The following is a 26,074-nucleotide window of genomic DNA, read 5'->3' on the forward strand; positions in this document are numbered from 1 at the left end:
ACGAGGTTAATCATGAAACAGCCCCTGCTGCAAAGCGCCATCGTCTGGCCGGAAGAGTATCTGCCAGGCACGACCGACAATTTTGCCTCTAATGAAATTATCGTCAGCGGCCTGACGGCAGCTCAGATATGGGCGCAGCTCGATGACACCACGCTGTGGCCGGGCTATTACAGCAACGTTGCCGATATCCATTTCCATGACGGCAGCGGCCCGACCCTCAGCGCCAACGCCCGTTTCCGCTTCAGCACCTTCGGCTTCCCGATTGAGGCGCAGATTACAGAGTATGTACCTCCCGCTGCCGGGCAGGCGGCGCGCGTAGCCTGGCACGGCTGGGCGGAAGGGGATGCAACGACGCGTCTTGATGTGATCCACGCGTGGCTATTTGAAGATTTGCCCGGCGGGCGCGTACGTATCCTCACCCAGGAGTCGCAAAAAGGCGTTCCGGCGCAGGAGTTGGCGCGTACCTTGCCCAATCCGATGATTAACGGTCACCAGGAGTGGATCTGCGGGCTGGTGAAATCGGCTCGCGGTGAGTAAATCCGAGTGCCGGATGGCGGCTGCGCCTTATCCGGCCTACGGTTTCCGCACTCGTCACTTGTAGGCCGGATAAGCGTAAGCGCCATCCGGCAGAATAACTACAGTAGGATTTTCAGGCCGTGTTTTTGTACGACGCTAAGCAATTTTAATGACATTCCGCTCGGTCGTTTAGCGCCAGTCTCCCATTTTTGCACGGTAGACACACTGGTATTCAGATAACGAGCGAACACGGGTTGGCTAACATTGAGTTGTTCACGTAGCGCTTTAATTTCAATGGGTTGAAGTGCGGCTACGCTACCGAGACATGATTCATCAAAATGGCGCATTGTTTCCTGTGGGATTGCGCCAACGCTGAATAGCCCCGACGCAGCGCTATGGATCGCTTCGAAAGCCGGGCTTTTGTATTTATTTTTTGCTGTCATCGCAAATCTCCACCAATTCTTTACTTTTAACTAAGGCCGTCGTTTTCTCTTCAGAGAGATTGGCATAGTGTTTTGCAAGCTCACGAAACCCCATTAATTCGCGATGGCTGATATTGGCCATATCCTGTTTGGCGTACAGAAAGACATAAAACCAATGCCCTGCGCTTTTGGTAAGGATGATTGCGCGATCGCGATTCTTGTTGAGTCGCTTTTTATAAACCCCTCCTCCTAAATCAACCACCTTGCCCTGAAGCACAGATTGAATTGCCTGATAGAGCTCGTCGTCGGAAATGCCATGAGAGCTAGCCTCTCTGGCAAACCATTTGGTTTTAAAGATACGCATTGCTGACATCCTGTCGTTAAAAGTATAGCACATGGTGCTATATTAAATTCTCCTGAGATTTGTAAAAGCGATAGCAAGCATCGTTTTTTTAAACATGCGAACAGCTACGCATCCTCTTATGAAAAGCGAGAAGAGTTGCGAAAACGTTAAATTCGTCACAAACAAAATGTTACACTGCGCGGCTTTCAGCCACTTTCTTCGCAGGTCACTCATGAGTCATTCAAATGAAGCCAAACCCCATGCACGCGAGCTGGTGCGACCAAACTGGTCGGCGGTTTTCGCGGTTGCTTTCTGCGTTGCCTGCCTGATTACCGTCGAATTTCTACCGGTCAGTCTGCTGACGCCGATGGCGCTGGATTTAGGCATCTCCGAAGGGATGGCCGGGCAGTCGGTGACGACGACGGCATTCGTAGCGATGTTCTCCAGCCTGTTTATCACCTCCATCATTGGCAAAACCGATCGCCGCTACGTGGTGATCCTGTTTTCGCTGCTGCTGACCCTTTCCTGCCTGCTGGTATCGTTTGCCGATAGCTTCACCCTGCTGCTGCTGGGACGAGCCTGTCTGGGCCTGGCGCTCGGCGGTTTCTGGGCGATGTCGGCCTCGCTGACCATGCGGCTGGTGCCGATGCGCGTGGTGCCGAAAGCGCTATCGATTATCTTCGGCGCGGTATCAATCGCGCTGGTGATCGCCGCCCCATTGGGCAGTTTCCTTGGCGGGCTTATCGGCTGGCGCAACGTCTTTAACGGCGCGGCGGTGATGGGCGTGCTGTGTACGCTCTGGGTGCTGAAAGCGCTGCCGTCGCTGCCCGGTGAATCGGCTTCTCAGCAGCAAAATATGTTTGGTCTGTTGAAGCGTCCGGGGGTGATGGCCGGGATGTGCGCCATTTTCATGGCCTTTGCCGGGCAGTTCGCCTTCTTTACCTATATACGTCCGGTGTACATGACCCTCGCCGGGTTTGATGTCGACGGCCTGACGCTGGTGCTGCTGAGCTTTGGTATCGCCAGCTTTATCGGCACCTCGCTCTCCTCGGTGCTTCTCAAGCGTTCGGTAAAAGCGGCGCTGGCGATCGCGCCACTGGTACTGACCGCCTGCGCGGTGGCGCTGGTGCTGTGGGGAGAAAGCAAAATCGTCGCCTCGACGGTGGCGATTATCTGGGGCTTCGCGTTTGCGCTGATCCCGGTTGGGTGGTCAACGTGGATCACCCGTTCGCTCTCCGATCAGGCGGAAAAAGCCGGGTCGATTCAGGTGGCGGTGATCCAGCTGGCCAACACCTGCGGCGCCGCGGTCGGCGGTATTGCGCTCGACCACTTAGGGCTGCTGTCGCCGCTGGTGTTGTCAGGAATATTAATGCTGTTTACCGGGTTGCTGGTGGCGACCAAAGTGAAGGTGAATCCACCCGCTTAAGGCCGCTCGCCTTTTGCCAGCCGGCACTACCGCGGGTACGGCGCCTGACCGCCCGGCGGCGCTGCGCTTGCCGGGCCTACGGGTGGTATCCCGCAGGCCTCCTCAGTCGTAGCCCGGCTAAGCGTAGCGCCAGCCGGGAACGCTCCTTCGACAACGCTATCGCATCAGAACCACGCCTCAAACATTCCACCGACGTTCAGTGAATCCAGCTGCTGGTCCTGGGTGCCGTTAACCTTCGCGGTATGCTCGTTGTCCACCTGACCGCCGGTCACATAGAAGCGCAGCATCGGGCGGAACTCCGGCCCCATGCCGATGGCGATGTTCTGCGACAGCGTCAGCTTCCAGCCGTGGTTATCCCCGCCCTGGTCGTAATCCACGCGCTGGTAGCCCGCTTCCAGCCAGGTGGAGTGCACGTCGTTCCAGAAGTACATCGGCCGGACGATGGCGCCGTAGTTTTTACGGTTGTCGGTGTTGTCCTTGCCGTTGTCGTAGTCATGGAAAGCCAGCAGGTATTCGATCTGCGCCTGCTGGGTGAACTTATGGCTGCCCTCGAAGCTGGCGTAGACCGTGGTCAGGTCGTCGGTTTTGTTGTAGACGCTGTTATCCGAGTTGTCGGAGTAGCGCAGGATCACCTTGTTCACCCCGCTGTCGTTGGTGTGGCTCAGCACCAGGCCGCCCTGCCAGGCTTCGAGGCGCGCGTCGCTGTCCACCGCCTTCGAGTCAAAGCCGTAGTTGGCGTACACCTCGACGTCGATCGGCCCGGCCTTGATGTTGTGGGTTTTGGTGGTCAGCGCGTAGTGGCCGTTGTCGCCGGTGTCGGAGCTGCCGGTACAGGTGATACGCGACGGGTTGGTCTCGTCTGCCATCACTTCCGGACTACAGGATTTCACCTGCGACACCGTCGCCACGTCAAACTGCACGCCGCCGATATCAAAGTTCTTCACCCCGGCGCCCTGGCCGTCGTGGTTCATCCAGAAGTAGTCGTTGATCCCCTGTTGCGGACGCTGGTGGAAGTCGCGGCCGGCCCAGATATAGGCGTTGGGGTTGGATTCCAGCACGTTGGTGACGCCGACGTAGGCCTTCTTCAGGTTAACTTCGTCGCTCCAGTGGTCGAACATCACGTTGAGATCCCAGATAGCCCCCTGCGCGCTTTTGAAGGCCTTGCTGATCTGGAATTCGCCGCCGTTGCTTTCGTTGCCGAGACGGCCGATCGCCGAGGCGCCGTTATAGGAGCCGTCGACGCCGACATATTTCTGGTCGCCGGTCTGGAAGTGGGCGCCATAGCGGGCATAGCCGCTGAACTTGAGGCCGAACGGAATGGCCATATCCGGCGAGGCGGCGGTTGTCTGCGGGTTGGTGATCACGTCGACCTTTTTGTTGGCCGCGGCGTCGATTTTCGCCTGGCGGTCGGCCAGCGCTTTATCAACGGCTTTGGCAACGATGGCGTCGATCTGTTCCTGCGTAAATTCTTGCGCCATGACAGAAATTGGGCACAGCGCGGCGACCACCGCCATGGCTAAAGGCAGTTTTTTCACAGTATTCATGGTTATCTCGCTTTAATAATTAATATATTTCAGATAATAACCATCCCATTCTGGCTAAAATAAATAACCAAAATAAGCTGATTTGTTTTTTAGGGTACAGCGACGCCGGAGAATAATATTCTCGCTGACGTTATTCCATATTAATTAACGCTGGTACAGATGGATTAATTCTTCTGAGAACTCACGGGCCAGCAGCGAATTCATCAGATGATCCTGGGCATGTACCATAATCAGCGTCATAGGCTGACGCGCTTCACCGGCATCCTGCCCGATGAGCTGGGTCTGCATCTGATGCGCCCGGCGGGCGTAGCCGTCGGCCTCATTTAAGAGTAAGCGCGCTTCGTCGATATTTCCGGTTCGGGCCGCATGCAGCGCTTCAAAACATAATGAGCGTGACTGTCCCGCATTAACGATAATTTCCATTACCGCATCTTCTAATTCAATCATGTGTATTCCTGAGGTATTTATTATTTAATAATGCAGTGAAAGTCCATTTTCTGCATTATTACGCTGTCATCTTATTATCTCTCCGGAAGGAGAGGGATTAGCTAACGGTTTCTGCCACTGGAACGCTATTTTTGGCTTTCTCAACTTCGGTTTTCATTAAGGAACGTTCATAGGCGCGCAGGAACGGCAGGTAAATAACCGCCGACATCACCATGCAGATAACGCACATCACCACCGGACTCAGGGTCCAGTTGGCCGCCCACGACGCGCCAATCGGTGCCGGCGTGGTCCACGGAGTGAGGGACACCACCTGGCTCAGCCAGCCAAGACGCGTCGCGCCGTAAGCCAGCACCGCGTTGACCATCGGCACGCAGACGAAGGGGATAAACATCATCGGGTTCATGATGATTGGCGCCCCGAACAGAATCGGCTCGTTGATATTAAAGAAGCTCGGCACAATGCCCATCTTGCCGATGGTGCGCAGATGAGTGGCCCGGCTACGCAGCAGCAGGAAAGCCAGCGGCAGAGTCGAACCGACACCGCCAATCAGCAGATAGTGATCCCAGAAGCCCTGCAGATAGACGTGCGGCAGCACCGTACCCGCCGCCAGCGCCGCCTGGTTTGCCGACAGGTTGGCCATCCAGAACGGGTTCATAATGCCGGTAACAATCAGTGAGCCGTGGATCCCGGCGAACCAGAAAATCTGGCACATCAGAACGGAGAGCAAAATCGCCGGCAGCGAGTCGGAGGCGGAAACCAGCGGCTCCAGCAGATGCATGATCGCCTGCGGCAGGATCATCCCGGTCTGCGCTTCGATAAACAGGTTCAGCGGATGCAGAGTCGCAATGACCACCAGCACCGGGATCAGGATTTCAAACGAACGGGCGACGCCGGTGGGGACCTCTTTCGGCAGACGAATCGTAATGTTGTTTTGCTTCAGCCACGCATAAACGCGGGTGGAGTAGATGGCGGTGATCAGCGCGGTGAAAATGCCCTGACCGGACAGATACTGAGTGGAAATTTTGCCATCGGCATAGGGCGCGGCGACCAGCAGGAAGGCCATAAACGCCAGCAGACCGGACATCACCGGATCGAGCTGAAACTGACGACCGAGGCTGGCGCCAATGCCGACCGAGATAAAGAAGGTCATCACGCCCATGCTGAGGTTAAACGGCAGCATCAGCTGTTCGCGGTAGTGCTGGGAGAAATCAAGCCAGCCGCGGGCAAAGCCGTTGGTGGTATCGGGTGAAAACGGCGGAAAGATAAATACCAGCATGAAAGAGCCGATGATCATAAACGGCAAGGCGGCAGTGAAGCCATCGCGGATAGCGATAACGTATTTCTGCTGCCCAAGGCGTCCTGCCAGCGGAGTAATAGATTGCTCGATCACGGCAATCATGGACTGATACAGAGAACTCATTTCAACACCTCTCAGTGCGCCGCTGGGATCAGCGACAGAGCATAATTCAGGACGTTGTCTCCCCGCTGCATACCGTAGTCCATCGTATCGATGGGCTGAACGGGAATGTTCAGGGAAGCCGCTTTGTCAGACAGGGTTTTCAACATGTATTTCACTTGGGGGCCAAGCAACACCACCTGATACTGCGGAAACTGCATGTCAAATTCGGAAACGCCATAGGCATCAATCTGCACCGGCAGGTCACGTTCATTCGCCGCCTCCACCATCTTTCTGACCAGCAGACTGGTGGACATCCCGGCAGAGCAGCACAGCATAATCTTGTACATCGACGACCATCCTCAAAATGTAAAAAGTTATTGCGTGGATGATTTGATATCAGACGGAAACCGGTTTCCATTCATAAAAAGCAGAACTGTGATAGTGGTCAAGATCTCCTGCTTATGGGGCGGATTTATTGGATTTCGCTCACATTATTCTGTCGATTTGGCGATGTTTTGCGCTGAAATGGAAAATCGGTTTCCAAACAAATGGTGAAATGGATATACTGCGCTGGTCACAATTGAAGCGATTCAGGTTTACAGGATTTTGGCGGGACGCGGCGCCCGCGCAGGGGAAAATGATGTCGACAATCAATGATGTTTCACGACTTGCCGGGGTTTCCAAAGCCACGGTGTCGCGAGTGTTGAGCGGCTCACGTGGCGTGAAGGAAGCCAGTCGTCAGGCGGTGCTGCAGGCGGCGGAAGCGCTCAATTACCGGCCAAACATGATAGCCCAGTCGTTGCTCAGCCAGTCCACCGGCTGTATCGGCGTCATCTGCGCCCAGGACAACATCAACCAAACCACCAGCTATCTCTACGCCCTGGAAAAACAGCTCAGCCAGCACCAGAAGCACCTGCTGCTGCGCTTCGCCAACACCAGCAACGGCGTGATGAGCTCGCTGGAGGAGTTGACCTGCGGGTTGTGCGATAACGTGCTGATCATCGGCGCGCGTTTTCCCCTGAATATTAACCGCCCGGACGTGGTGCTGGTGGACTGCCTCGACAGCGAGGGCGACAACAGCATTCAGTTCGATCATGCCTTCGCTGCCGAAACCGCCTGCCACTATCTGATTAGCCAGGGGAGACGGCAGATTGCGCTGATTCATCCGCAGAGCAGCGGCTTTGCCGACCAGGTGCTGCTGGGCTACAAGCACGCGCTGGAAAAAAACTTTTTGCCGTTTAATCGCAACCTGGTGTTTCTGGATAACACCTCGCCGTCGGTGGCGGTGCAGGAGCTGGTCAATAACGCCACGACGCTGAACTTTAACGCGCTGCTGGTGAGCGATGAACAGCAGGCGCAGCGCGTGGTGCCGCAGCTGCAGGCGTTTAACCGCGCCGTTCCGCAAAATGTGATGGTGTTTAGCCTCGCCGGATCGTTACAGCTGCCCGGTATCCCCACCATTCCGGCCATTGAATATTCCATGGACGCGATGGCGTCGCGGATCGTCAACTGGCTGACCGAGAAAACGGACAACCCGGGCGGCAGCCCGCTGCGCGGCGATTTAATTATTCCGAAGCACTGAACACCGCTCTTGCCCTGACCCGCCGCCGTTGGCTGCGGGTTTTTTGCTGGCTGGTTTTTGTCGTATCCCTCACATTATAAATAAAACTCATATCTGACGCCGGGTTTTCGAACCGGACAGCCTGCGTGACCTGCCTTAAGTTGAGTACGAAAGTTCCACTCAAAAAACACTAACCAGAACATTCGTACCGCCTGCTTAAGGAAGTGACCCTATGAATCACATGAACGTTGTCGATGTGAAAGCGTGGATAGATGCCCGTCCGGTCTCGCGCTTTCAATGGAACGTGCTGCTGCTCTGTTTCATCATCATTATGCTGGATGGGTATGACGCCGCGGTGATGGGCTTTGTCGCCCCGGCGCTCATTGAGGACTGGGGCATCAGCCGGGCTGAAATGGGGCCGATTCTTGGGGCGGCCATGTTCGGCGTCGCCATTGGCGCCCTGGTGGCGGGCCCGCTTTCTGACCGCTACGGCCGAAAACGCATTTTACTCTGGTCGGTGGCGCTGTTTGCGTTGTTCAGCCTGGCCGGCGCCGTGGCGCAAAGCCCATCGCAACTGGCGCTGATGCGTTTTCTTACTGGCCTTGGCCTTGGCGCGGTGATGCCCAACTGCGTCACGCTGGTGGCAGAATATATGCCGGAGCGGCGTAAAGGGGTGATGATCACCCTGATGTACAGCGGTTTTAACGTGGGTTCCGGCCTCGGCGGCTTTATCGCCGCCGGTTTGTTATCGCATTACAGCTGGCACTCGGCGCTGATTTTTGGCGGCGTGCTGCCGCTCGTGGTGCTCCCCTTTATGATCGTGATGTTACCGGAGTCGGCGATGAACATGGTGGCGCGCCGGCTACCGGGCGAGCAGATCGCCAGGGCGCTTAACCGGCTTGGGGGCCAGTTTACGGCGGAAACCGTTTTTCAGTTGAATGCGCCGCCCATCACGCGCAGCAATAAAGTGGCGCAGCTGTTTCGGCATGGCTATGCCCGCGGCACGATAGCGCTGTGGCTGACCTATTTTATGGGGCTGTTCGTGATATATCTGCTGAACGGCTGGCTGCCAACCATTCTCCGCTCCGGCGGGCTGTCGCTGCAGCAGGCGGCGATGATGACCGGCTTGTTCCAGCTCGGCGGCCCGCTGGGCGGGATCCTTGTCGGTATGCTGATGGATCGTGCTTCGGCGAAAGCCGTGATTGCGGCAACCTATTTCCTCGGCTGCCTGTGCCTGTTGTCCCAGGGGTTGATGGATTTCGGATCGGCGGCGCTGTCGGTGCTGATTTTTATCAGCGGGATGTGCATTAACGGCGCGCAGAACGGTCTGCAGGCCTATTCGCCAGCCTATTATCAAACCGAGATCCGTGCTACCGGCGTCAGCTGGATGCATGGTATCGGCCGTACCGGGGCTATTCTCAGCTCCACGCTGGGTGGGATGCTGATGCTGGCCGTGCCGGGACACTCGTCGATCTTTTTGGTGCTTGCGCTGCCGGCCTGCCTGGCGGGGATCTGTATTTTGTTGCACCGTATGAATCACGCTAAGCCTCGACTCACAGAGGCAGAACTGGACGCTTTGTCATCCCCCCTGGAACACCGATAAGTGGAGTTATCTGATGGCTAACATTCTCGGCGGTATCGCCGTCTCTCATACCCCGACTATCGGCTTCGCGGTCGATCATCATAAACAGCAGGACCCGGCGTGGTCGCCGATCTTCCAGAGCTTCGAACCGCTGCAGCGCTGGCTGGAGGAGAAAAAACCGGATGCGCTGGTGTACATCTTTAATGATCATGTGACCGCCTTTTTCTTCGATCACTATTCGACTTTTACGCTGGGAATCGACAGTCAATATGACGTTGCCGATGAAGGCGGCGGACCACGCTGTCTGCCGCCGGTCCAGGGCAATGCGGCGCTCTCAAGGCACATTGGCGCCAGCCTGATGGCCGATGAGTTTGATATGTCGTTCTTTATGGATAAAAAGCTCGACCACGGCCTTTTCTCGCCGCTTTCGGCGCTGCTGCCCTGGGATGAAGCGCAGGGGTGGCCGACGGCGGTGATCCCGTTACAGATCGGCGTGCTGCAATTTCCGGTACCGAGCGCGCGCCGTTGTTACAAACTCGGCCAGGCGCTGCGCCGGGCAATTGAAAGCTTCCCGGAAGATATCAATGTGGCGATTGTCGCGACCGGCGGGCTCTCGCATCAGGTTCATGGCGAGCGCTGCGGATTTAATAATCCCGACTGGGATGCCCAGTTTGTTGACATGCTGGTTAATGACCCGGAAAAGCTCACCGAAATGACCCTTGGCGAATATGCTGAGCTGGGGGGGATGGAGGGGTCCGAAGTGATCATGTGGCTGGTGATGCGCGGCGCGCTATCAGCCAATGTCACCGAAACCTGGCGCGACTATTACCTGCCGTCGATGACCGGTATCGCCACGCTGATCCTTGAGAACAATGCGCGCCTGCCCCCCGTCGATACCCTGACGCGCCATCGCCAGCATATGGCGCAGCAGCTGGCCGGGGTGGAGAAACTGCCGGGAACCTATCCTTTTACCCACGAGCGCAGCCTGAATGGCTTGCGGCTTAACCGTTTCCTGCATCGGCTGATTGAGCCTGCCTGGCGCGAACGTTTTCTGCAGTCGCCTCAGTCGCTTTATGCCGAAGCCGGACTGAGTGAGGAGGAACAGCAGTTGCTCAACGCACGCGACTGGCGGGGATTGATTCAGTATGGCGCCAGTTTCTTCCTGCTGGAGAAAATGGGCGCGGTGGTCGGCGTATCCAACCTGCATATTTACGCCGCGATGCGCGGGCAGACGCTGGAGGCGTTTCAGCAAACGCGCAACCAACAGGTAACCTATTCGGTGGCGGGTAAACGTTAAACGGTCCCGTCCTGAACCTGCTGATAGATAAAACGCAACAGCGCCTGCGTCGCCGGGGAGGGCAGGCTGCCGGCGCGAAACGTCAGCCCGATACGCCGGGTGGTATCGGGCAGGGGGACCGGCAACACGCTGAGCAGCCCATTGTCAGTTTCAAAACGCATCTGGCTGGCGGAGACCGCCGCCAGCATGTCGGAGTCCTGCAGCAATCCTCTCACCATCGCCGCATCCCCGGTCTCCACCGTCGGTTGGGGCAGCGGCAGCCCCAGGGTGATAAACGCCTTATCCAGCAAATGGCGCGCCGGCGCGTTGGCGCGCGGCAGCACCCATTGCGCGGTCGCCAGCTGGCTGCGCGGATCCGGATGGCGCAGCAGCGGGTGGTTATTACGCAGTAAAATCAACATATCCTCTTCAAATAACGCCTCGCTACAGAGGTCCGGAAGATCTTCATCCTGACGCAGGGCGCCGATAATAAAATCGATATTACCTGCCCGCATATCGGCGACCAGCGACTCATACGGGCTTTCATTGGTCATGAGGGTAATGCCCGGGTGCTGAGCCAGAAAGGCGGCGATGGCGGAGGGCAGTAGCCGGGTCCGGCTCAGCGGCAGGGCGCCAATGCGCACGGTGCCCTCCAGCACCCCGCGACGGGCGGCGATATCGCTCCAGATGTTTTCCAGCTCGTTGAGCGCTCTGCTTACCGGGGGATAGAGTAGCTCCGCGGCGGGCGTGGGGCGCACCCCTTCTGGCGTCCGGCGAAATAGCGCCGAATCCGCCCCTTTCTCCAGGACCTTCAGCGCGGCGCTGACCGCCGGCTGGGTGATCCCCAACTGTTGCGCGACGGTTTGGGTATGGTTGACGTGATAGAGCTGAATAAATATGGCTAACCGGCGGGTATTGAACAGCCAGCCGGCGTCCGCCAGCGGGCCGCTGGTGCGGGTATGGTGTTTCTGCAACAGCGCCGGAATGGCCTGCAGGTCGTCAATCGCCCGCCGGGCGCGCGGCAGGATGCACTTGCCATACTCGGTGGGCACCATGCCGCTGTAATGGCGTTCGAACAGCGTGAGGTTCAAGGCGGATTCAAGGTCGCGGATCGCCCGGGTTATCGCTGACTGCGTGCGGAATAAGTCATCGGCCGCACGCGAGACGCTGCCGCGCAGCGCGACCTGACAGAAAAAGCGCAGCTGCATGATATTTATGATTTTATCGTGCTTTTTCTTCAGCATGGTTCGTCAGGCCTGAAACAGTGAGTGAGTCGACAACATAAATAAAAATCATAGCCTTCGCAAGTTAACGAATTACCTCCCTGCGACGGGACATGACAAGCTGAAAAAAACAACAGAGGAAGCCATCATGTCTCATCCGGTTAGCGAAAAAAGTGCCCTTGTCGTCAGCGCCCACTCAGCCGATTTCGTCTGGCGCGCGGGCGGTGCGATAGCGCTGCATGCCCTGCAGGGCTATCAGGTCCATGTGGTCTGTTTATCCTTTGGCGAGCGCGGCGAGTCCGCCAAACTGTGGCGCAAAGGCAACATGACCGAGGAGGCGGTGAAGCAGGTGCGTCGCGAAGAGGCGCAGGCCGCCGCTGAGATCCTGGGCGCCAGCGTCGAATTCTTTGATATCGGCGACTATCCGCTGCGCGCCGATAAAGAGACGCTGTTTCGTCTGGCGGATGTGTATCGCCGTATCCAGCCCCACTTTGTCCTGACGCACTCCCTGCACGATCCCTATAACTACGATCATCCGCTGGCCTCCCATCTGGCGCAGGAGGCTCGGATTATCGCTCAGGCAGAAGGCTATCGCCCCGGCGAGAAAATTGTCGCTGCTCCCCCGGTTTACTGTTTCGAACCGCACCAGCCGGAGCAGTGCAACTGGAAACCCGATGTGTTACTGGACATCACCGCCGTCTGGGAGAAGAAGTATCAGGCCATTCAGTGCATGCAGGGTCAGGAGCATCTGTGGGAATACTACACCCGCGTGGCGCTGCAGCGCGGAGTGCAGGCCAAACGCAATATCGGCATCACGGCCGCGCGCGATATCGTTCACGGCGAAGCCTTCCAGAGCATCTTCCCCCGCGTAACGGAGAACCTGGCATGAACCTGTTAAATAAAAAAGGCCTTGTGATCCGCCATCTGCCGCGCCATGACGAGGCGGTTTTGCGCCGCTGTGAGGCGGCCGGGGTGGCGACGCTCCATGAAGCCTGGGAGCGCCAGGGGCTGATGGGGCCGGTAATCCGTCCGATTCAGCAGGGCGTCAGCCGGGCGGGCAACGCGGTAACCGTGCTGGTGACGCCAGGCGACAACTGGATGTTTCATGTCGCGGTCGAGCAGTGCCGCGCCGGCGATATTCTGGTGGTGGCCCCGACGTCGCCGTGCGGCGATGGCTTCTTCGGCGATCTGCTGGCGACGTCTCTCCAATCGCGCGGCGTGGTCGGTCTGGTGGGCGATATCGGCATTCGTGATTCGCAGACTTTGCGGGAGATGGGATTCGCCGTCTGGTCCCGTCAGGTTTATGCCCAGGGAACGGTGAAAGAGAGCCTCGGTTCGGTTAACGTCCCGGTGATTTGCGCAGGTCAGCTTGTGCAGCCGGGCGATGTCGTGGTGGCCGACGACGATGGCGTCGTGGTGCTGCCTCACGCGCAGGTCCGTGATGTGCTTGATAAAGCGGAAGCCCGCATGAGCAATGAGCTTGCGAAGCGTGAGCGGATGCGCCATGGCGAGCTGGGGCTGGATATTTACGCGATGCGCCCGCGTCTGGCGGAAAAGGGGCTGCGGTATTATGACCGCGCAGACGAGGTGGAGGAATAAATGGCGCAACGCGGAATCCCCTGTCTATGGATGCGCGGCGGCACCTCGAAGGCAGCCTGTTTTCTGGCTGACGATCTGCCTGCCGATCCGGTGCAACGTGATGCGGTGCTGCTGGCGGTGATGGGCTCGCCTGATCCCCGGCAAATTGACGGGATCGGCGGCGCCGATCCGCTGACCAGTAAAGTGGCGATTATCCGCCGCTCCGCACGGTCTGACGCCGATGTGGACTATCTGTTTGCCCAGGTGAACGTGGCGGCGGCCACCGTGGATTACGGCCAAAACTGCGGCAATATTCTTGCCGCCGTTGGCCCTTTCGCCATCGAGCGTGGTCTGGTTCGCCACGATGCGCCGCTCACTCGGGTGCGTATTTATATGGAGAACACGGGGCAACTGGCGGTGGCAGAGATCCCCTGCGATGCCGACGGGGTCGACTACGCCGGCGAGAGTCGTATCGATGGCGTGCCGGGCAGCGCCAGCCCGATCCTGCTCCATTTTCTTGATGTGGCGGGCTCCAGCTGCGGGGCGCTGCTGCCGACCGGCCGGGTTCGTGACCGTTTTGACGGCGTTGAGGTGACCTGCATCGATAACGGTATGCCGGTGATCCTGCTGCGCGCTTCCGACCTCGGTTGCACCGGCTATGAGACGCGCGAACAGCTGGATAATGACGATGCGCTTAAACGTCGCCTGGAGTCGATTCGCCTGCAGGCCGGGCCGCTGATGCAGCTTGGCGACGTCAGCCAGCGCACGGTGCCCAAGATGACCCTGATCGCCGAACCGCGACACGGCGGCGCCATCAGCAGCCGCACCTTTATCCCCCACCGCTGCCACGCGTCAATCGGCGTGTTTGGCGCGGTGAGCGTGGCCAGCGCTTGTCTGCTCCCCGGCTCTGTCGCGCAGGGCCTGGCGCAGGTAGCGCCAGGCGATACGCCGCTGCTCAGCGTTGAGCATCCGACAGGCGAATTTAGCGTAACGCTTCAGCTTGATGCTGACGGCGCCCTGGCTGGCTGCGGCCTGTTACGCACGGCGCGACTGCTGTTTGCTGGCGAGGTTTTTATTCCGGCCCGCGTCTGGCCGCGTGAGGAGTAATGATGACGATCGCGTTTATTGGTTTTGGCGAGGCGGGTGGCATTCTGGCGGCGGATCTTGCCCGTGAGCATGCGGTGACCATGTGGGATTGCAAGCTCAATGGCCCGGCGCGAGAGGCGATGGGCAAAAAAGCCCGTGATTCGCGCGTTCAGGTGGGAAATTCGCTGGCGCAGGCGCTGGAGGGGGCCACGCTGGTTTTTTCTACTGTGACCGCCGGTGAGGCGCTAAAGGTGGCGCAGCAGGCGGCCGCGCTGCTGCAGCCGGGGCAATACTTCCTCGATCTCAACTCCGTGGCGCCGGAGACGAAACGGCAGGCGGCTGAACATTTTCTGCCGGGCACCTACATCGATGTCGCGGTGATGGCGCCGGTACCGCCGGCCCGATTGCAGACACCGTTATTGATCGGCGGGCCGCAGGCGGAGGCGATCGCGCCGCGTCTGCAGGGGCTGGGGCTGAATGCCCGCTATGGCGCCAGTACGGTGGGCCAGGTGTCGGCGATAAAAATGTGCCGTAGCGTGATGATCAAAGGTCTTGAAGCGCTTACCACAGAATGCCTGTTCGCGGCTCGTGAATATGGCGTCGAGGAGGAGGTGCTTAGCTCCTTGCATCATAGTTTCCCCTCTCTGGGCTGGACAGGAGCGTTCCCCGACTATCTGATCAGCCGGGTGGCGGAACATGGCATTCGGCGCAGCGAAGAGATGGAAGAGGTGGTGAAAACCCTGCGTGACGTGGGGAGCGCCGGGATAATGAGCGAGGCGATCGCGAAAAGCCAGCGCCAGCTGCCGGAGCAGATGGCCGCCCGTAGCCTGAGCTACAGGCAGCTGACGCCGTTTGACTGGAAAACGCTGGTCGCCAGGCTGAAATAACCGCTATTTGGCCGGACAGACGATTTTGTCGATTGCGGCCTGGTAGCTTTTTTGGTTATTGCGCTCTTTCGCCAGCGTTGCTTCGCGGACCGCGTTCTTGTTACCGTCGGTCGCCAGCACTTTATTGGCAAAATCGTTGTCGCTGAGGTGGCTTGCTGGCGCGCATTTTTCCTTCACCGCTTTGAGCACCTGCTGTTTTTGCTGCTCGAACTGCAGGCTTTGCAGCGGTGATTCGGCCCACGCCGACGTGGCGCTCAGGGCGGTGACCAGGCATACCATCCAACATGCTTTCATCAGGCTTCTCCTTCCGTAATCGCTTCCGTCAACTATATGCGCAGGCGCGAAAACACGCAAATAGTGGTCAGTTTAACTTATTGAAAATGCAATTTTTATCGCCTGCTCAGGCGGCTCTCACCCGCCGCCGCGAGTCGATGGCGATCAGCACCACCGACGCGAGGATCAGCAGAGTGCCCAGCCAGTCCGGCAGCGTGAAGGTGATCCCCAGCAGCAGGAGCGACAGCAGGGCGCTGCTCAGCGGTTCGGCGCAGCTGAGGATCCCGGCCTTCGCGCCGCCAATTTTCTGCGCGCCGTTAAGATAAAGGCTGAAGGTCAGCGAAGTACCGATCACCACCAGGTAGAAAAAGGCTAACAGCAGGCTACCGTTCACCACAAAATCGGTGCCCTGGCCGCCGTAAAACGGCAGCAGCATCGCGCCGCCGAACAGCATGCTCCAGCCGACGATCGGCAGCGTCCCGTAGCGGGCAATCAGCGTCGAGGGATAGGTGGTATAAAAGGCGGCGGCAAACGCCGAGGCGATCCCCCAGAACAGCGCCGCCGGCGAAATCGACAGCGTCGTTGGGTTGCCGTGGGTCACCAGCAGAAAGGTGCCCGCCAGCGAGGTGCAGATAGCTCCCAGCACCAGCGGAGTGGGACGCGCTTTGCGGGCGAGGGCGAACCAGGCGACGATGATCGTAGGCGACAGAAACTGAAGCACCGTGGCCGTGGCGGCATTGGATTTTTCAATGGTCATCAGAAAGGTGAACTGCACGGTTAACGCGCCAAACAGCGAGAAAAACAGCAGGCTGAGGGCGTCGCGGCGGTTTTGCAGCACGCGGAAAATGCGGTCGCCGTGAACAAAGCCGAGCATCAACAGGATCAGCCCGGCGAACAGCAGACGCGTCATGGTCAGAAACGGCGACGACATCTGGCTTTCCTGCATAATAAACTGCGCACACACCCCGGAACTGCCCCACAGCACGGCGGCAATCAGTACGTTCAGCATCCCTTTTTTGCTGGAGCCCATCTTTTCCTCAAGCGAAATATGACAAAGGGGAATCATAGCATGCGCCAGCCCGGGCGGCGGGGCAGGAAATGGTAGTCGGGCGCGGCGGCGTAACGATGTTGCAGGCCCGGTAAGGCGAAGCCGCCACCGGGCACTACCCGACAGTCGCGTTCTAGCTTAAATCGACATTTTTACTGCCGAACAGCCAGGTGAGGACAAAGCCACACAGGTAGGAGACCGCCAGCCCGCCGGCGTAGACCGCCATCCCGGCGTAAATTCCGCTGCCGGAGGTCATCAGCGGCAGCGCCACCAGCCCGGACGGGCCGAACACCGTGTTCAGGCCGACCGGCAGCCCCAGCCAGGCGATCAGTCCGACGAAGAACCCGCCGCAGGCGCCGCCGAGGCAGGCGGTGACAAACGGCTTCATCCGCGGCAGGGTGACGCCGTAGATCAGCGGCTCGCCAATCCCGAGGAAGCCCGGAATAATCGCCCCTTTAATCTGGGTTCGCAGCAGCGAATCGCGCTTCGCCCGCCAGAATAGCGCCAGCGCCGCCCCCACCTGCCCGGCCCCGGCCATCGCCAGGATCGGGAACAGCGAGTTAAAGCCCTGGGCGTCCACCAGCGCAAAATAGACCGGGACAAACCCCTGATGGACGCCGAACATCACCGCCAGCAGGAACAGGCCGGCCAGCACCGCCGAGCCAAACGGGTTGCCGTTAAGATGCAGGAACAGCCACGACATGCCGGTAAACAACCAGCCGCCAATCGGCATGATCACCGTAAAGGTCACCGCGCCCATGATCAGCAGCGTCACCGCCGAAGTGAGGATCATATCGAGGTTGGCCGGCATTACCCGCCGCACCTGGCGTTCAACCCACGCCCCAAGGATAGCGGCGATCAATACGCCGATGATATTGCCGCGCGGATCGATGCCGTGGCCGAAGAAGGTGGAAATGCCGGCGTAGAAGCCGCTGGTTGCCTCCGGGTTGTAGCCCAGCACGAACAGCGAGGCGATAATCGCGCCGTTCACGCCGGAGCCGCCGAACGCCTTCTGCGCGTTATAGCCAATCAGGATACTCAGGAAGGTGAACATCCCTTTGCTGAAGACCTTCATATAGCCAATCAGCGCTACCAGGCTGGCGTTCGGATGGGCGTTCTCCAGCACGAAGACCTGTTCCGCCAGGGTAGCAAAGCCCAGCAGCAGCCCGACGGCGATAAAGCCGGGGATCAGCGGCGTAAAGATGGTGGCGAATTTGGCGAGAAACTTCTGCACCGCGCTGGTCTGCTTGCCCTTCAGCGCCTGCTTTTTCTCCGCTGCGACGTCGGCCAGCGTCGGCGCGGCGGGCGCCTCCTCCAGCAGGACGTTCATCATCTCGGCGGCGGTTTGCGCCTTGCCGGGGCCGAGCACCACCTGGAACTGCTCGTCGCTGACGATCACCCCCATTACGCCGTCAATCTGGCGGATGGCGGCGCTGTCGGCCAGACTTTCATCGCGCAGGGTCAAGCGCAGGCGCGTCATGCAGTTGCCCGCCTGCGCGACGTTTGCGGCGCCGCCTACGTGGGCGAGGATCCGCGCTATCATTTCTTTCGTTATTTTTGCCATTGCCCGTTACCTGTCTGTCGGTGCTCAGGTGTTGCTGAGCGCCTTGCGGATATAGCCGTTGTTTTTTGCCAGCAGCGACTGCGCGTCTTCGGCACTTAAGTCCGCCAGCACCATCACGATCGCCGTTTTACAGTGGCGGCCGCAGGCCTCCAGCGCCTTCCGGGCAGTGGGACGATCGCAGTCGGTCGCCTCCATCACGATAGAGACCTGGCGCTCAATCAGCTTGGCGTTGGTCGCTTCGACGTCGACCATCAGGTTGCTGTACACCTTGCCGACGCGGATCATCGCCCCGGTGGAGATCATGTTCAGCACCAGCTTCTGCGCGGTACCGGCTTTCAGACGGGTAGAGCCAGTGACCACTTCCGGGCCGACCACCGGGGTGATCGCCACATCCGCCAGCTGGGCCATTTCGCCATGCGGGTTACAGCTGACGATGGCGACAAAGGCATTCTGACTATGGGCGTATTCCATGGCGCCAATGACGTACGGCGTGCGTCCGCTGGCCGCCAGTCCCACCAGCACATCGCGGTGGCTGAAGTTCAGGTTCTGCAGATCCATCGCCCCCTGCGCTTTGTTGTCTTCCACGTTTTCCACGGCGCTGAGAATCGCTTTATGTCCGCCGGCGATGATCCCCACCACCTGCTCCGGGCGGGTGCCGAAGGTTGGCGGGCATTCGCTGGCATCGAGGATCCCCAGACGCCCTGAGGTACCCGCGCCGATATAAATCAAGCGGCCACCGGCCTGCAGCGCCGTCGCGACCTTATCCACCACCTCGGCAATCTGCGGCAGATAGGGCGTAATCGCCTGGGCTACCTGCTGGTCTTCCTGGTTTATCACCGTCAGCATGTCGAGGGTGGAGAGGGTGTCAATGTTGGCGCTGTTGGCGTTGCGTCGCTCGGTCAGCAGTTTGCTCAGGTCGATACTCATAGAAACCTCGTTATTCTCAGTGGCGCGCAGTATAAGGAATTATTTATTCCTTGCCTGTGAAGAGTATCACGATTAGTACGCGGAGAATAATAGGAGAATGGTAGGTATGGCGGGAAATAGTGCGGTAATAAATCTGGAATATTTTATTACCGCAGCAGGAGATTAGCGCGCGCTGCGCGGTTTGCTGAGGCCCAGCAGCAGCGCCAGCAGGTAGCAGATGGCCATCGCGAGGCTCATTTTCAGCATCGTTTCACCACCGAGGCCTGCCAGCGGCGCGGCGATGCCGCCGAAGACAAACATCAGGGTGCCCATCAGCGCGGACGCGGTCCCGGACTGCGCGGCATCGACGGCGCTCATCGCCTCCGCGCCAGCGACGGTGCTGATGCCGCTCATCAGCGACACGGTAAAGAACAGGCCGACCAGCGCCAGCACCGGCAGCTGCAGCCAGGCAAACAGCAGCATGATCGCCGCACAGCTCACCGCCAGCGTCAGGCCGCCGCGCAGCAGGCTTTCGGCGCTAAAGCGGCGCGCCAGGCGGGAAAAGATCATCGCCGCGATAATCAGCCCGATACCGTTCAGACCGAACAGCAGGCTGAACTGCATGGCGCTCATGCCGTATTCGCTCTGCATCACGAAGGAAGAGGAGCCGATGTAAGAGAACAGCCCGGCCATCATAAAGGCCTGAATCAGGCAGAAGCGCAGAAAGCGGCGATTTTTCAGCACTGGCTGGCCGCGTTGCTGGCGGGCGGCATGCGTTGCTGTGGCCGGGCGCGTTTCCCGCAGGATCGTCAGGCTCATCACCAGCAGCACGCCGCCGATGGCGGCCATCGTCCAGAAGAGAATTCGCCAGTCGAAGGCGGTGATAACGTAGCCGCCCAGCACCGGGGACAGCACCGGCGCAATACCGTTCACGGTCATCAGCAGGGCGAAAAATTGGGTCAGCAGGGTGCCCTGGTATTTATCGCGGGCGATGGATCGCGACAGCACCGAGCCGCCGGCGCCGGCGAAGCCCTGTAAAAAGCGCCAGACAATCAGCATGTTGATATCCCGGGTCAGGGCGCACATCGCTGAAGCAAAGATAAACAGCAGCAGAGACAGCGCCAGCGGTTTCAGGCGGCCAATGCGATCGCTCAGCGGGCCGAAAAACAGCTGACCCAGGCCGAGGCCAATCAGCGCGGCGGTCAGCGACAGCTGGGTCTGGGTGCTGGTGGCCTGCAGCTGCTGAGTGATCTCCGGCAGCGCCGGCAGATAAAAATCCGTGCACAGCGGGCCGATACCCGACAGCAGGCCGAGGATCAGCGCCCAGGAGAGGGAAACACGTGGCATAACGATTCCTTACAGAAGCCGGGCGCGGCCGCCCGGCGGGTGAAATTAACTGGCGCCGCCGCCCAGCGACTGCCAGAGGGTGATCCGGTTATTGAGGTCGGTCTGCTGCAGGGACAGCAGCGTCGTCTTCGCCGACCACAGCGTGCGCTGGGCCGTAAGCACCGACAGATAATCGCCGACTCCGGCCTGATAGCTCTTCATGGCGATATCCAGCGATGTCTGCTCGGCGGCGACGTACTGCCGCTGGGCATCGAGCTCTTCGCTCAGCGTTTCCCGGCGCGCCAGCGCATCGGCAACGTCCTTAAAGGCGCTCTGAATCGATTTCTCGTAGGTGGCAATCAACCCCTTTTTCTCCGCTTCCGCATAGCGCAGCTGCGCCAGGTTGCTGCCGCCGGTGAACAGCGGCAGGCTGATGGAGGGGGCGAACGACCACACCTGCATCCCGTGGCTGAACAGCGACGACAGCGAGTCGCTGCCGACCCCGGCGCTGGCGGTCAGGGAAATCGACGGGAAGAAGTTCGCCCGCGCCGCGCCGATATCGGCATTGGCGCTCTTCAGATTGTGCTCCGCTTCCTGAATGTCCGGCCGGCGCAGCAGCACCGACGACGACACGCCCGCCGGCACCAGCGCGATGCTGTTATCCCCGAGGCTCTCGAGGGTGCCGGGCAACAGGCTCTCCGGCACGGTTTCCCCCGCCAGCAGGTTAATGGCGTTTTTATCCTGCGCCACCAGCGTGCGATAGCTGGCGACGCTGGCGCGGGCCTGCTGATAGACGCTTTCCGCCGAGCTTACATCGCCGGCGGAAGCGGTACCCACCGCCATCTGGCGGGCGACGATGTTGCGCGAGTTTGCTGCGCTGTCCATGGTCTGCTGCGCCAGCGCCAGATTGCTGTTATCCGTCGCCAGCGTCACCCAGGCGGTGGTCAAATCGGCAATCATCGTCAGCCGGGTATTCTGCGCGGTGAATTCGCTGGCAAGCCAGGTTTCGCGCGCCGCGCGCGACAGGCTCTGGTTCTTGCCGAACAAGTCCAGTTCGAAGCTGGAGACCGCGCCGTCGGCCTGCGAAGCGGAGCTCAGGCCGCTGGCTACCGTTTTGCTGCGGGTATGGCTCAGCTCGGCATCGACAGTGGGAAACAGCGACGCCCGCGTCTCGCCGTACTGGGCGCGCGCGGCCTCGATATCGGCCAGCGCTTTTTGCACATCGCGGTTGCTGTTTAGCGCGATGCTGACCACTTTTTTCAGCCGCGCGTCATTGACCACTTTCTGCCAGTCGCCGACCACCGCCGTCGATTCGCCGTGCGCCCCGGGCAGGGTGGCCGGCACCGGCGCGGCCGGGCGATCATAATGCGGGTCAAGCGAGACGCAGCCCGCGGTCAGGAGCGCGATAAACATAAAACTCAAACGAAACATACCTTACTCCTGAGAAGGACGTTGGCGGGTGAAGAGACGTTTCACCAGCACGAAGAACAGCGGTACGAAAAACACCGCCAGCAGGGTGGCCGTCAGGGTGCCGCCGATGATGCCGGTGCCGATCGCCACGCGGCTGTTGGCTCCGGCGCCGGTGGCGATGGCCAGCGGCAGTACCCCGGCGATAAACGCCAGCGAGGTCATGACAATCGGGCGCAGACGGGTCTGCGCGGCGCGGATCGCCGCCCGGGAGAGCGAATACCCCTCATCCACGGCGGATTCAGCGAACTCCACGATCAGGATGGCGTTTTTCGACGACAGGCCGATGGTGGTCAGCAGCGCCACCTGGAAGTAGACGTCGTTGCTTAAACCGCGCAGCGTCGCCGCCAGCGCCGCGCCGAGCAGGCCGAGCGGGATAACCATGATCACCGAGAACGGCACCGACCAGCTCTCATACAGCGCCGCCAGGCACAGGAACACCACCAGAATCGAGATGGCGTAGAGGCTCATCGCCTGGCCGCTGGCGAGCTTTTCCTGCAGCGAAATGCCGCTCCACGCCCAGGTGGAGCCCGCCGGCAGGCTGTCGGCCAGCTTTTCCATCTTGTCCATTGCCGCGCCGGAGCTGAAGCCGGCGGCGTTTTCGCCCTGGATCTCAAAGGCGGCGGAGCCGTTGTAGCGCACCAGGCTTTCCGGGCCGTATTGCCAGTGGGTGGTGGCGAAGGCGGAGAACGGCGTCATGCTGTTATCGCTGCCGCGAACGAACCATTTGCCGAGGTCCGACGGCACCGCGCGCGCGTCGCTTTCGCCCTGGATATAGACCTTTTTCACCCGGCCGCGATCGATAAAGTCATTCACGTAGGTACCGCCCCAGGCGCTGGAGAGCGTATCGGTCACGTCGCTCAGCGACAGCCCCAGCGAGACGGCTTTGTTGTTATCGATATCCACCTGCAGCTGCGGCATCTGCGGCAGATCGTTAGCGCGCACCGACTGCAGCTCGCTGCTCTGGTTGGCCGCCGCCAGCAGCTGGCTGCGCAGCTTCATCAGACTGTCGCGGTCAGTACCGCCGCTGGCCATCAGCTCGAAGGTGAAGCCGTTGCTCTGTCCGAGGCCGTCCACCGACGGCGGGGTCATGGCGAACAGGGTGGCGTCGCGGATCGTCCCCAGCTCTTTGGTGGCGCGCAGGGCAATGGCCTGGGCGGTATTGTCGTCCCCTTTGCGCTGCGACCAGTTTTTCAGCGACACGAAGGCCATCCCGGCGTTCTGGCCGCTGCCGCTAAAGCTGAAGCCGTCGACGGTGAAAATGACGTCGGTATTGGCTTTCTCTTTGGTGAGGAACCAGTCGGTCACCTGGCGGCGCACCTCAGCGGTACGCACCGCGGTGGCCCCGGCGGGCAGGGTGTACTGGACCATGATCTCCCCCTGGTCCTCCACCGGCAGGAAGCTGCCCGGCAGCTTCCACATCGCCAGCGCCATCGCCCCGCAAATCAACGCGTAAGCGCCCATCATCACTGCGCCCCGGCGCAGGCCGCCGAGTACGCGGCGCTGGTAGCCTGCTTCCGTGCGCCCCCACAGGCGGTTAAAGGCGCCAAAGAACCCTTTGGTGTGTGGTTTGGAGTGGCTGAGCAGCGCGCCGCACAGCGCCGGGGTGAGGGTTAGCGCCACCACCACCGACAGCATCATTGCCGAAATAATGGTTACCGAGAACTGGCGATAGATGACCCCGGTCGATCCGCCGAAGAAGGCCATCGGCAGGAACACCGCCGACAGCACCAGGGCGATCGCCACCAGCGCGCCGGAGATTTCGCCCATCGATTTTTCGGTGGCTTCGCGGGCGGGGAGCCCTTCGTCGCGCATAATGCGCTCGACGTTTTCCACCACCACGATGGCGTCATCCACCAGCAGGCCGATCGCCAGCACCATGGCGAACAGCGTCAGGGTGTTAATCGAGTAGCCGAACAGCGCCAGCACCCCAAAGGTGCCAAGCAGCACCACCGGCACCGCCACCGCCGGAATGAGCGTCGCGCGGAAGTTCTGCAGGAACAGATACATCACGCAGACCACGAGAATGATCGCTTCGAACAGGGTCTGAATCACATCCTCGACCGAGATTTTGATGAACTCGGTGCTGTCCTTCGGATAGGCGATATCGTAGCCCTGCGGCATCTGACGCTGGAATTCGGCGATTTTGCTTTTCACCAGGGTCGCGGTGTCCAGCGCGTTGGCGCCGGGGGCCATCATCACCGCGATCCCGGCGGCCGGATGGCCGTTCAGATTAGCGGTAGCGGTGTAATCCTCGCTGCCCATCTCCACCCGCGCGACATCGCTCAGGCGCACCACCGAGCCGTCGGCCTGGCTTTTCACGATGATCGCTTTGAACTGGTCAGGGGTTTGCAGCCGGGATTGCGCCCGCACGGTGGCGGTCAATTGCTGGGCATTGGACGACGGTAGCGCGCCGATTTTACCGGCGGAAACCTGCACGTTCTGCGCCTCAATCGCCGACTGAACGTCGGAAGGCATCAGCGAGTAGGAGGCGAGTTTGGTCGGGTCCATCCAGACGCGCATCGCGTATTCGGCGCCGAATACCTGCAGGCTGCCGACACCCTCCACGCGCGCCAGCGGGTCCTGCATATTGCTGACCAGCCAGTCGGAGATATCGGAGCTGGTGGCGCGATTGGTTTTGTCATACACCGCGAGGATCAGCAGGAAGCTGCTCTGCGATTTTTCCACCGTTACGCCGGACTGCTGGACTTCGCTCGGCAGCCGCGATTCCGCCTGCTGGACTTTGTTTTGCACCTGCACCTGGGCGGTGTCCGGGTCGGTCCCTTGCTCAAAGGTGACGGTGATGCTGACCGAGCCATCGGAGCTGCTGGTGGAGCTGAAGTAGAGCAGATGGTCGAGGCCGGTAAGCTGCTGCTCGATCACCTGGGTGACGCTGTTCTCCAGGGTTTCGGCGGACGCCCCGGTATAGGTGGCGGAGATTTTCACCGCCGGCGGGGCGACGTCCGGATACTGGCCTACCGGCAGGGTGCGGATCGCCAGCACCCCGGCGAGCATAATCAGAATGGCGATCACCCAGGCAAAGACCGGGCGACGCACGAAGAAACGGGAGAACATCAGGCATTGCCTCCGTTATTGTTGACGGCAACGGCCTTCACTGTCTGTCCGGGGGCCACTTTACTGGTGCCTTCGACAATCAGCTTATCGCCTGCTTTCAGGCCGCTCAGCACCAGCCATTTATCGCCATAGGTGTCGCCGGTTTCCACGGTACGCTGCTCAACTTTGTTGGCGGCATCGACCACCAGCGCCGTGGCGTCGCCTTTGGCATCGCGGGTGATCCCCTGCTGTGGGGCGAGGATCGCGTCGTTCATGATGCCTTCATCGATGCGCGCGCGGACGAACATCCCCGGCAGCAGGACGTGCTGCGGGTTGGGGAAGATAGCGCGCAGGGTCACCGAGCCGGTGGATTCATCGACGGCGACTTCGGTGAGCGCCAGACGCCCTTTTTCCTGGTAGGTACTGCCATCTTCCAGGGTTAACGTCACGCTGAGGGTGTCGCTGTTGCTGGCCAGGCTTTGTTTGCGTAAACGCAGGAGATCGACGCTGGATCGCGTCAGATCGACATACATGGTGTCGAGCCCGCGGATCGTCGCCAGCGCGGTATCCTGATCGGCGGAGACCAGCGCCCCCGGCGTAACCGACGAGATGCCGATGCGCCCGGCTATCGGTGCGGTGACGGTGGTCCAGTTCAGGTTGATGCGCGCGCTCTCCAGCGCCGCTTTCTTCGATTCCACGCTGGCCTTGTCCTGGGCGCAGGTGGAGGCGGCGTCGTCGGCATCCTGGCGGGAAACGCCGTTATCCCTGACCAGCGACGCGTAGCGCTGGGCCTTCTGGCAATCGGAGACCACCAGCGCCTGGGCCTGTTTCAGTGCGGCCGCCGCTTCGTTCCAGGTCGCGCGATAGCTGGAGGGATCGATCTGGTAAAGGGCCTGCCCGGCCTTCACCATATCGCCTTCGGTAAACAGGCGCTTCTGGATGATGCCGCCCACCTGGGGGCGTACTTCGGCGCTGAGCGAGGCGGTGGTGCGCCCGGTGAGCTGGCTAACTACCGGCACCGGCTGGCTTTGCAGGGTGACCACGCCCACTTCCGGCGTGGATTGCTGCGGGGCAGATGTCTGCGCATTATCGCATCCGCTAAGGAGAAATAATGCAGTCGCGATGGGAGCTATGATGTATTTCATT

At 60.1% G+C, this 26,074-nt stretch carries 24 protein-coding genes; 9 read left to right on the forward strand and 15 right to left on the reverse strand.

Going from position 1 to position 26,074, the window contains the following annotated elements:
- The first annotated feature begins 12 nt into the window (after window positions 1–12).
- Complete coding sequence (locus AC3EMD_RS00185; protein WP_016162009.1) at window positions 13–537, forward strand: SRPBCC family protein; 525 nt, start codon at window positions 13–15, stop codon at window positions 535–537.
- A gap of 98 nt (window positions 538–635) precedes the next feature.
- Here AC3EMD_RS00185 and AC3EMD_RS00190 read toward each other — a convergent pair whose 3' ends face one another.
- Complete coding sequence (locus AC3EMD_RS00190) at window positions 636–959, reverse strand: helix-turn-helix domain-containing protein (protein ID WP_004173862.1); 324 nt, start codon at window positions 957–959, stop codon at window positions 636–638.
- Window positions 943–1,302, reverse strand: a complete 360-nt coding sequence (locus AC3EMD_RS00195) for a type II toxin-antitoxin system RelE/ParE family toxin (protein WP_023323409.1) — start codon at window positions 1,300–1,302, stop codon at window positions 943–945. The genes AC3EMD_RS00190 and AC3EMD_RS00195 overlap by 17 nt, the downstream gene beginning before the upstream one ends.
- Before the next feature lie 211 nt (window positions 1,303–1,513).
- Between AC3EMD_RS00195 and nepI the strand changes: the two genes are divergently transcribed.
- Window positions 1,514–2,707, forward strand: coding sequence for a purine ribonucleoside efflux pump NepI (nepI, locus tag AC3EMD_RS00200; protein ID WP_023323408.1), 1,194 nt, complete (start codon window positions 1,514–1,516; stop codon window positions 2,705–2,707).
- Between the two features lie 164 nt (window positions 2,708–2,871).
- Here nepI and AC3EMD_RS00205 read toward each other — a convergent pair whose 3' ends face one another.
- The 4 genes from AC3EMD_RS00205 to AC3EMD_RS00220 all read right to left on the reverse strand — a co-directional run bounded on the left by AC3EMD_RS00205 (window position 2,872) and on the right by AC3EMD_RS00220 (window position 6,444).
- Complete coding sequence (locus tag AC3EMD_RS00205) at window positions 2,872–4,251, reverse strand: carbohydrate porin (protein WP_012540271.1); 1,380 nt, start codon at window positions 4,249–4,251, stop codon at window positions 2,872–2,874.
- Between the two features lie 144 nt (window positions 4,252–4,395).
- A complete protein-coding gene (locus AC3EMD_RS00210) occupies window positions 4,396–4,698 on the reverse strand; it encodes a PTS lactose/cellobiose transporter subunit IIA (protein ID WP_002923158.1) in 303 nt (100 codons plus the stop codon).
- A 97-nt stretch (window positions 4,699–4,795) separates the two neighbouring features.
- A complete protein-coding gene (locus tag AC3EMD_RS00215; protein WP_008806769.1) occupies window positions 4,796–6,118 on the reverse strand; it encodes a PTS cellobiose transporter subunit IIC in 1,323 nt (440 codons plus the stop codon).
- 11 nt (window positions 6,119–6,129) lie between these two features.
- Window positions 6,130–6,444, reverse strand: a complete 315-nt coding sequence (locus AC3EMD_RS00220; protein WP_004145041.1) for a PTS sugar transporter subunit IIB — start codon at window positions 6,442–6,444, stop codon at window positions 6,130–6,132.
- A gap of 293 nt (window positions 6,445–6,737) precedes the next feature.
- On the opposite strand from AC3EMD_RS00220, the gene AC3EMD_RS00225 reads away from it, so the two are divergent.
- The 3 genes from AC3EMD_RS00225 (at window position 6,738) to AC3EMD_RS00235 (ending at window position 10,537) form a co-directional block, all read left to right on the forward strand.
- Window positions 6,738–7,679: a LacI family DNA-binding transcriptional regulator gene (locus AC3EMD_RS00225; RefSeq protein WP_032691298.1), complete on the forward strand. Its 942-nt coding sequence runs from the start codon at window positions 6,738–6,740 to the stop codon at window positions 7,677–7,679.
- A gap of 211 nt (window positions 7,680–7,890) precedes the next feature.
- Window positions 7,891–9,261: an MFS transporter gene (locus tag AC3EMD_RS00230; RefSeq protein ID WP_008806771.1), complete on the forward strand. Its 1,371-nt coding sequence runs from the start codon at window positions 7,891–7,893 to the stop codon at window positions 9,259–9,261.
- Window positions 9,262–9,274: 13 nt separating this feature from the next.
- The gene (locus tag AC3EMD_RS00235) at window positions 9,275–10,537 is read left to right on the forward strand and encodes a gallate dioxygenase (protein WP_008806772.1); all 1,263 of its coding nucleotides are present in this window, start codon (window positions 9,275–9,277) and stop codon (window positions 10,535–10,537) included.
- Here the strand turns inward: AC3EMD_RS00235 and AC3EMD_RS00240 are convergent.
- Window positions 10,534–11,760: a LysR family transcriptional regulator gene (locus tag AC3EMD_RS00240; RefSeq protein ID WP_023323406.1), complete on the reverse strand. Its 1,227-nt coding sequence runs from the start codon at window positions 11,758–11,760 to the stop codon at window positions 10,534–10,536. The two genes, AC3EMD_RS00235 and AC3EMD_RS00240, sit on opposite strands and share 4 nt — an antisense overlap.
- A 127-nt stretch (window positions 11,761–11,887) precedes the next feature.
- Between AC3EMD_RS00240 and galB the strand changes: the two genes are divergently transcribed.
- The 4 genes from galB to AC3EMD_RS00260 are packed head-to-tail and all read left to right on the forward strand — an operon-like array spanning window position 11,888 to window position 15,290.
- Window positions 11,888–12,628 carry a 4-oxalmesaconate hydratase gene (gene galB, locus AC3EMD_RS00245; RefSeq protein WP_008806774.1) on the forward strand — a complete coding sequence of 247 codons (741 nt, stop codon included), beginning with the start codon at window positions 11,888–11,890 and terminating at the stop codon, window positions 12,626–12,628.
- Window positions 12,625–13,338 (forward strand): 4-carboxy-4-hydroxy-2-oxoadipate aldolase/oxaloacetate decarboxylase, encoded by a 714-nt coding sequence (locus tag AC3EMD_RS00250; protein WP_038421920.1) that lies wholly within the window; start codon window positions 12,625–12,627, stop codon window positions 13,336–13,338. Before galB ends, AC3EMD_RS00250 begins: the two co-directional genes overlap by 4 nt.
- Window positions 13,339–14,424: a 4-oxalomesaconate tautomerase gene (locus AC3EMD_RS00255; protein WP_060619540.1), complete on the forward strand. Its 1,086-nt coding sequence runs from the start codon at window positions 13,339–13,341 to the stop codon at window positions 14,422–14,424. It begins immediately after the preceding gene.
- Window positions 14,425–14,426: 2 nt separating this feature from the next.
- Window positions 14,427–15,290: an NAD(P)-dependent oxidoreductase gene (locus tag AC3EMD_RS00260; RefSeq protein WP_032731515.1), complete on the forward strand. Its 864-nt coding sequence runs from the start codon at window positions 14,427–14,429 to the stop codon at window positions 15,288–15,290.
- Between the two features lie 3 nt (window positions 15,291–15,293).
- Here the strand turns inward: AC3EMD_RS00260 and AC3EMD_RS00265 are convergent, their stop codons facing one another.
- The 8 genes from AC3EMD_RS00265 to eefA all read right to left on the reverse strand — a co-directional run bounded on the left by AC3EMD_RS00265 (window position 15,294) and on the right by eefA (window position 26,073).
- Entirely contained in the window at window positions 15,294–15,584 is a 291-nt protein-coding gene (locus AC3EMD_RS00265; RefSeq protein ID WP_002923120.1) for a YicS family protein, read from the reverse strand.
- A gap of 106 nt (window positions 15,585–15,690) precedes the next feature.
- Complete coding sequence (locus AC3EMD_RS00270; protein ID WP_002923118.1) at window positions 15,691–16,593, reverse strand: DMT family transporter; 903 nt, start codon at window positions 16,591–16,593, stop codon at window positions 15,691–15,693.
- Between the two features lie 151 nt (window positions 16,594–16,744).
- A complete protein-coding gene (gene murP / locus AC3EMD_RS00275) occupies window positions 16,745–18,175 on the reverse strand; it encodes a PTS N-acetylmuramic acid transporter subunit IIBC (protein WP_008806779.1) in 1,431 nt (476 codons plus the stop codon).
- Between the two features lie 24 nt (window positions 18,176–18,199).
- Window positions 18,200–19,102, reverse strand: a complete 903-nt coding sequence (murQ, locus tag AC3EMD_RS00280; RefSeq protein ID WP_012967024.1) for an N-acetylmuramic acid 6-phosphate etherase — start codon at window positions 19,100–19,102, stop codon at window positions 18,200–18,202.
- A gap of 162 nt (window positions 19,103–19,264) precedes the next feature.
- On the reverse strand, window positions 19,265–20,428 hold the full coding sequence (locus AC3EMD_RS00285; RefSeq protein ID WP_016162000.1) for a multidrug effflux MFS transporter: 1,164 nt from the start codon (window positions 20,426–20,428) through the stop codon (window positions 19,265–19,267).
- A gap of 45 nt (window positions 20,429–20,473) precedes the next feature.
- Window positions 20,474–21,838, reverse strand: a complete 1,365-nt coding sequence (gene eefC / locus AC3EMD_RS00290) for a multidrug efflux RND transporter outer membrane subunit EefC (protein WP_004889164.1) — start codon at window positions 21,836–21,838, stop codon at window positions 20,474–20,476.
- A 3-nt stretch (window positions 21,839–21,841) separates the two neighbouring features.
- Window positions 21,842–24,949: a multidrug efflux RND transporter permease subunit EefB gene (gene eefB, locus AC3EMD_RS00295; RefSeq protein ID WP_004151514.1), complete on the reverse strand. Its 3,108-nt coding sequence runs from the start codon at window positions 24,947–24,949 to the stop codon at window positions 21,842–21,844.
- Window positions 24,949–26,073: a multidrug efflux RND transporter periplasmic adaptor subunit EefA gene (eefA, locus tag AC3EMD_RS00300; protein WP_049165270.1), complete on the reverse strand. Its 1,125-nt coding sequence runs from the start codon at window positions 26,071–26,073 to the stop codon at window positions 24,949–24,951. The genes eefB and eefA overlap by 1 nt, the downstream gene beginning before the upstream one ends.
- Window position 26,074 lies beyond the last annotated feature (1 nt).

This window comes from Klebsiella sp. PK18, assembly GCF_057784655.1.

Bases quoted from the DNA above. Each gene is read 5' to 3' on its own strand.
- AC3EMD_RS00185 (WP_016162009.1), top strand. From the start codon at position 13: ATGAAACAGCCCCTGCTGCAAAGCGCCATCGTCTGGCCGGAAGAGTAT.
- AC3EMD_RS00190 (WP_004173862.1), bottom strand. From the start codon at position 959: ATGACAGCAAAAAATAAATACAAAAGCCCGGCTTTCGAAGCGATCCAT.
- AC3EMD_RS00195 (WP_023323409.1), bottom strand. From the start codon at position 1,302: ATGCGTATCTTTAAAACCAAATGGTTTGCCAGAGAGGCTAGCTCTCAT.
- nepI (WP_023323408.1), top strand. From the start codon at position 1,514: ATGAGTCATTCAAATGAAGCCAAACCCCATGCACGCGAGCTGGTGCGA.
- AC3EMD_RS00205 (WP_012540271.1), bottom strand. From the start codon at position 4,251: ATGAATACTGTGAAAAAACTGCCTTTAGCCATGGCGGTGGTCGCCGCG.
- AC3EMD_RS00210 (WP_002923158.1), bottom strand. From the start codon at position 4,698: ATGATTGAATTAGAAGATGCGGTAATGGAAATTATCGTTAATGCGGGA.
- AC3EMD_RS00215 (WP_008806769.1), bottom strand. From the start codon at position 6,118: ATGAGTTCTCTGTATCAGTCCATGATTGCCGTGATCGAGCAATCTATT.
- AC3EMD_RS00220 (WP_004145041.1), bottom strand. From the start codon at position 6,444: ATGTACAAGATTATGCTGTGCTGCTCTGCCGGGATGTCCACCAGTCTG.
- AC3EMD_RS00225 (WP_032691298.1), top strand. From the start codon at position 6,738: ATGTCGACAATCAATGATGTTTCACGACTTGCCGGGGTTTCCAAAGCC.
- AC3EMD_RS00230 (WP_008806771.1), top strand. From the start codon at position 7,891: ATGAATCACATGAACGTTGTCGATGTGAAAGCGTGGATAGATGCCCGT.
- AC3EMD_RS00235 (WP_008806772.1), top strand. From the start codon at position 9,275: ATGGCTAACATTCTCGGCGGTATCGCCGTCTCTCATACCCCGACTATC.
- AC3EMD_RS00240 (WP_023323406.1), bottom strand. From the start codon at position 11,760: ATGCTGAAGAAAAAGCACGATAAAATCATAAATATCATGCAGCTGCGC.
- galB (WP_008806774.1), top strand. From the start codon at position 11,888: ATGTCTCATCCGGTTAGCGAAAAAAGTGCCCTTGTCGTCAGCGCCCAC.
- AC3EMD_RS00250 (WP_038421920.1), top strand. From the start codon at position 12,625: ATGAACCTGTTAAATAAAAAAGGCCTTGTGATCCGCCATCTGCCGCGC.
- AC3EMD_RS00255 (WP_060619540.1), top strand. From the start codon at position 13,339: ATGGCGCAACGCGGAATCCCCTGTCTATGGATGCGCGGCGGCACCTCG.
- AC3EMD_RS00260 (WP_032731515.1), top strand. From the start codon at position 14,427: ATGACGATCGCGTTTATTGGTTTTGGCGAGGCGGGTGGCATTCTGGCG.
- AC3EMD_RS00265 (WP_002923120.1), bottom strand. From the start codon at position 15,584: ATGAAAGCATGTTGGATGGTATGCCTGGTCACCGCCCTGAGCGCCACG.
- AC3EMD_RS00270 (WP_002923118.1), bottom strand. From the start codon at position 16,593: ATGGGCTCCAGCAAAAAAGGGATGCTGAACGTACTGATTGCCGCCGTG.
- murP (WP_008806779.1), bottom strand. From the start codon at position 18,175: ATGGCAAAAATAACGAAAGAAATGATAGCGCGGATCCTCGCCCACGTA.
- murQ (WP_012967024.1), bottom strand. From the start codon at position 19,102: ATGAGTATCGACCTGAGCAAACTGCTGACCGAGCGACGCAACGCCAAC.
- AC3EMD_RS00285 (WP_016162000.1), bottom strand. From the start codon at position 20,428: ATGCCACGTGTTTCCCTCTCCTGGGCGCTGATCCTCGGCCTGCTGTCG.
- eefC (WP_004889164.1), bottom strand. From the start codon at position 21,838: ATGTTTCGTTTGAGTTTTATGTTTATCGCGCTCCTGACCGCGGGCTGC.
- eefB (WP_004151514.1), bottom strand. From the start codon at position 24,949: ATGTTCTCCCGTTTCTTCGTGCGTCGCCCGGTCTTTGCCTGGGTGATC.
- eefA (WP_049165270.1), bottom strand. From the start codon at position 26,073: ATGAAATACATCATAGCTCCCATCGCGACTGCATTATTTCTCCTTAGC.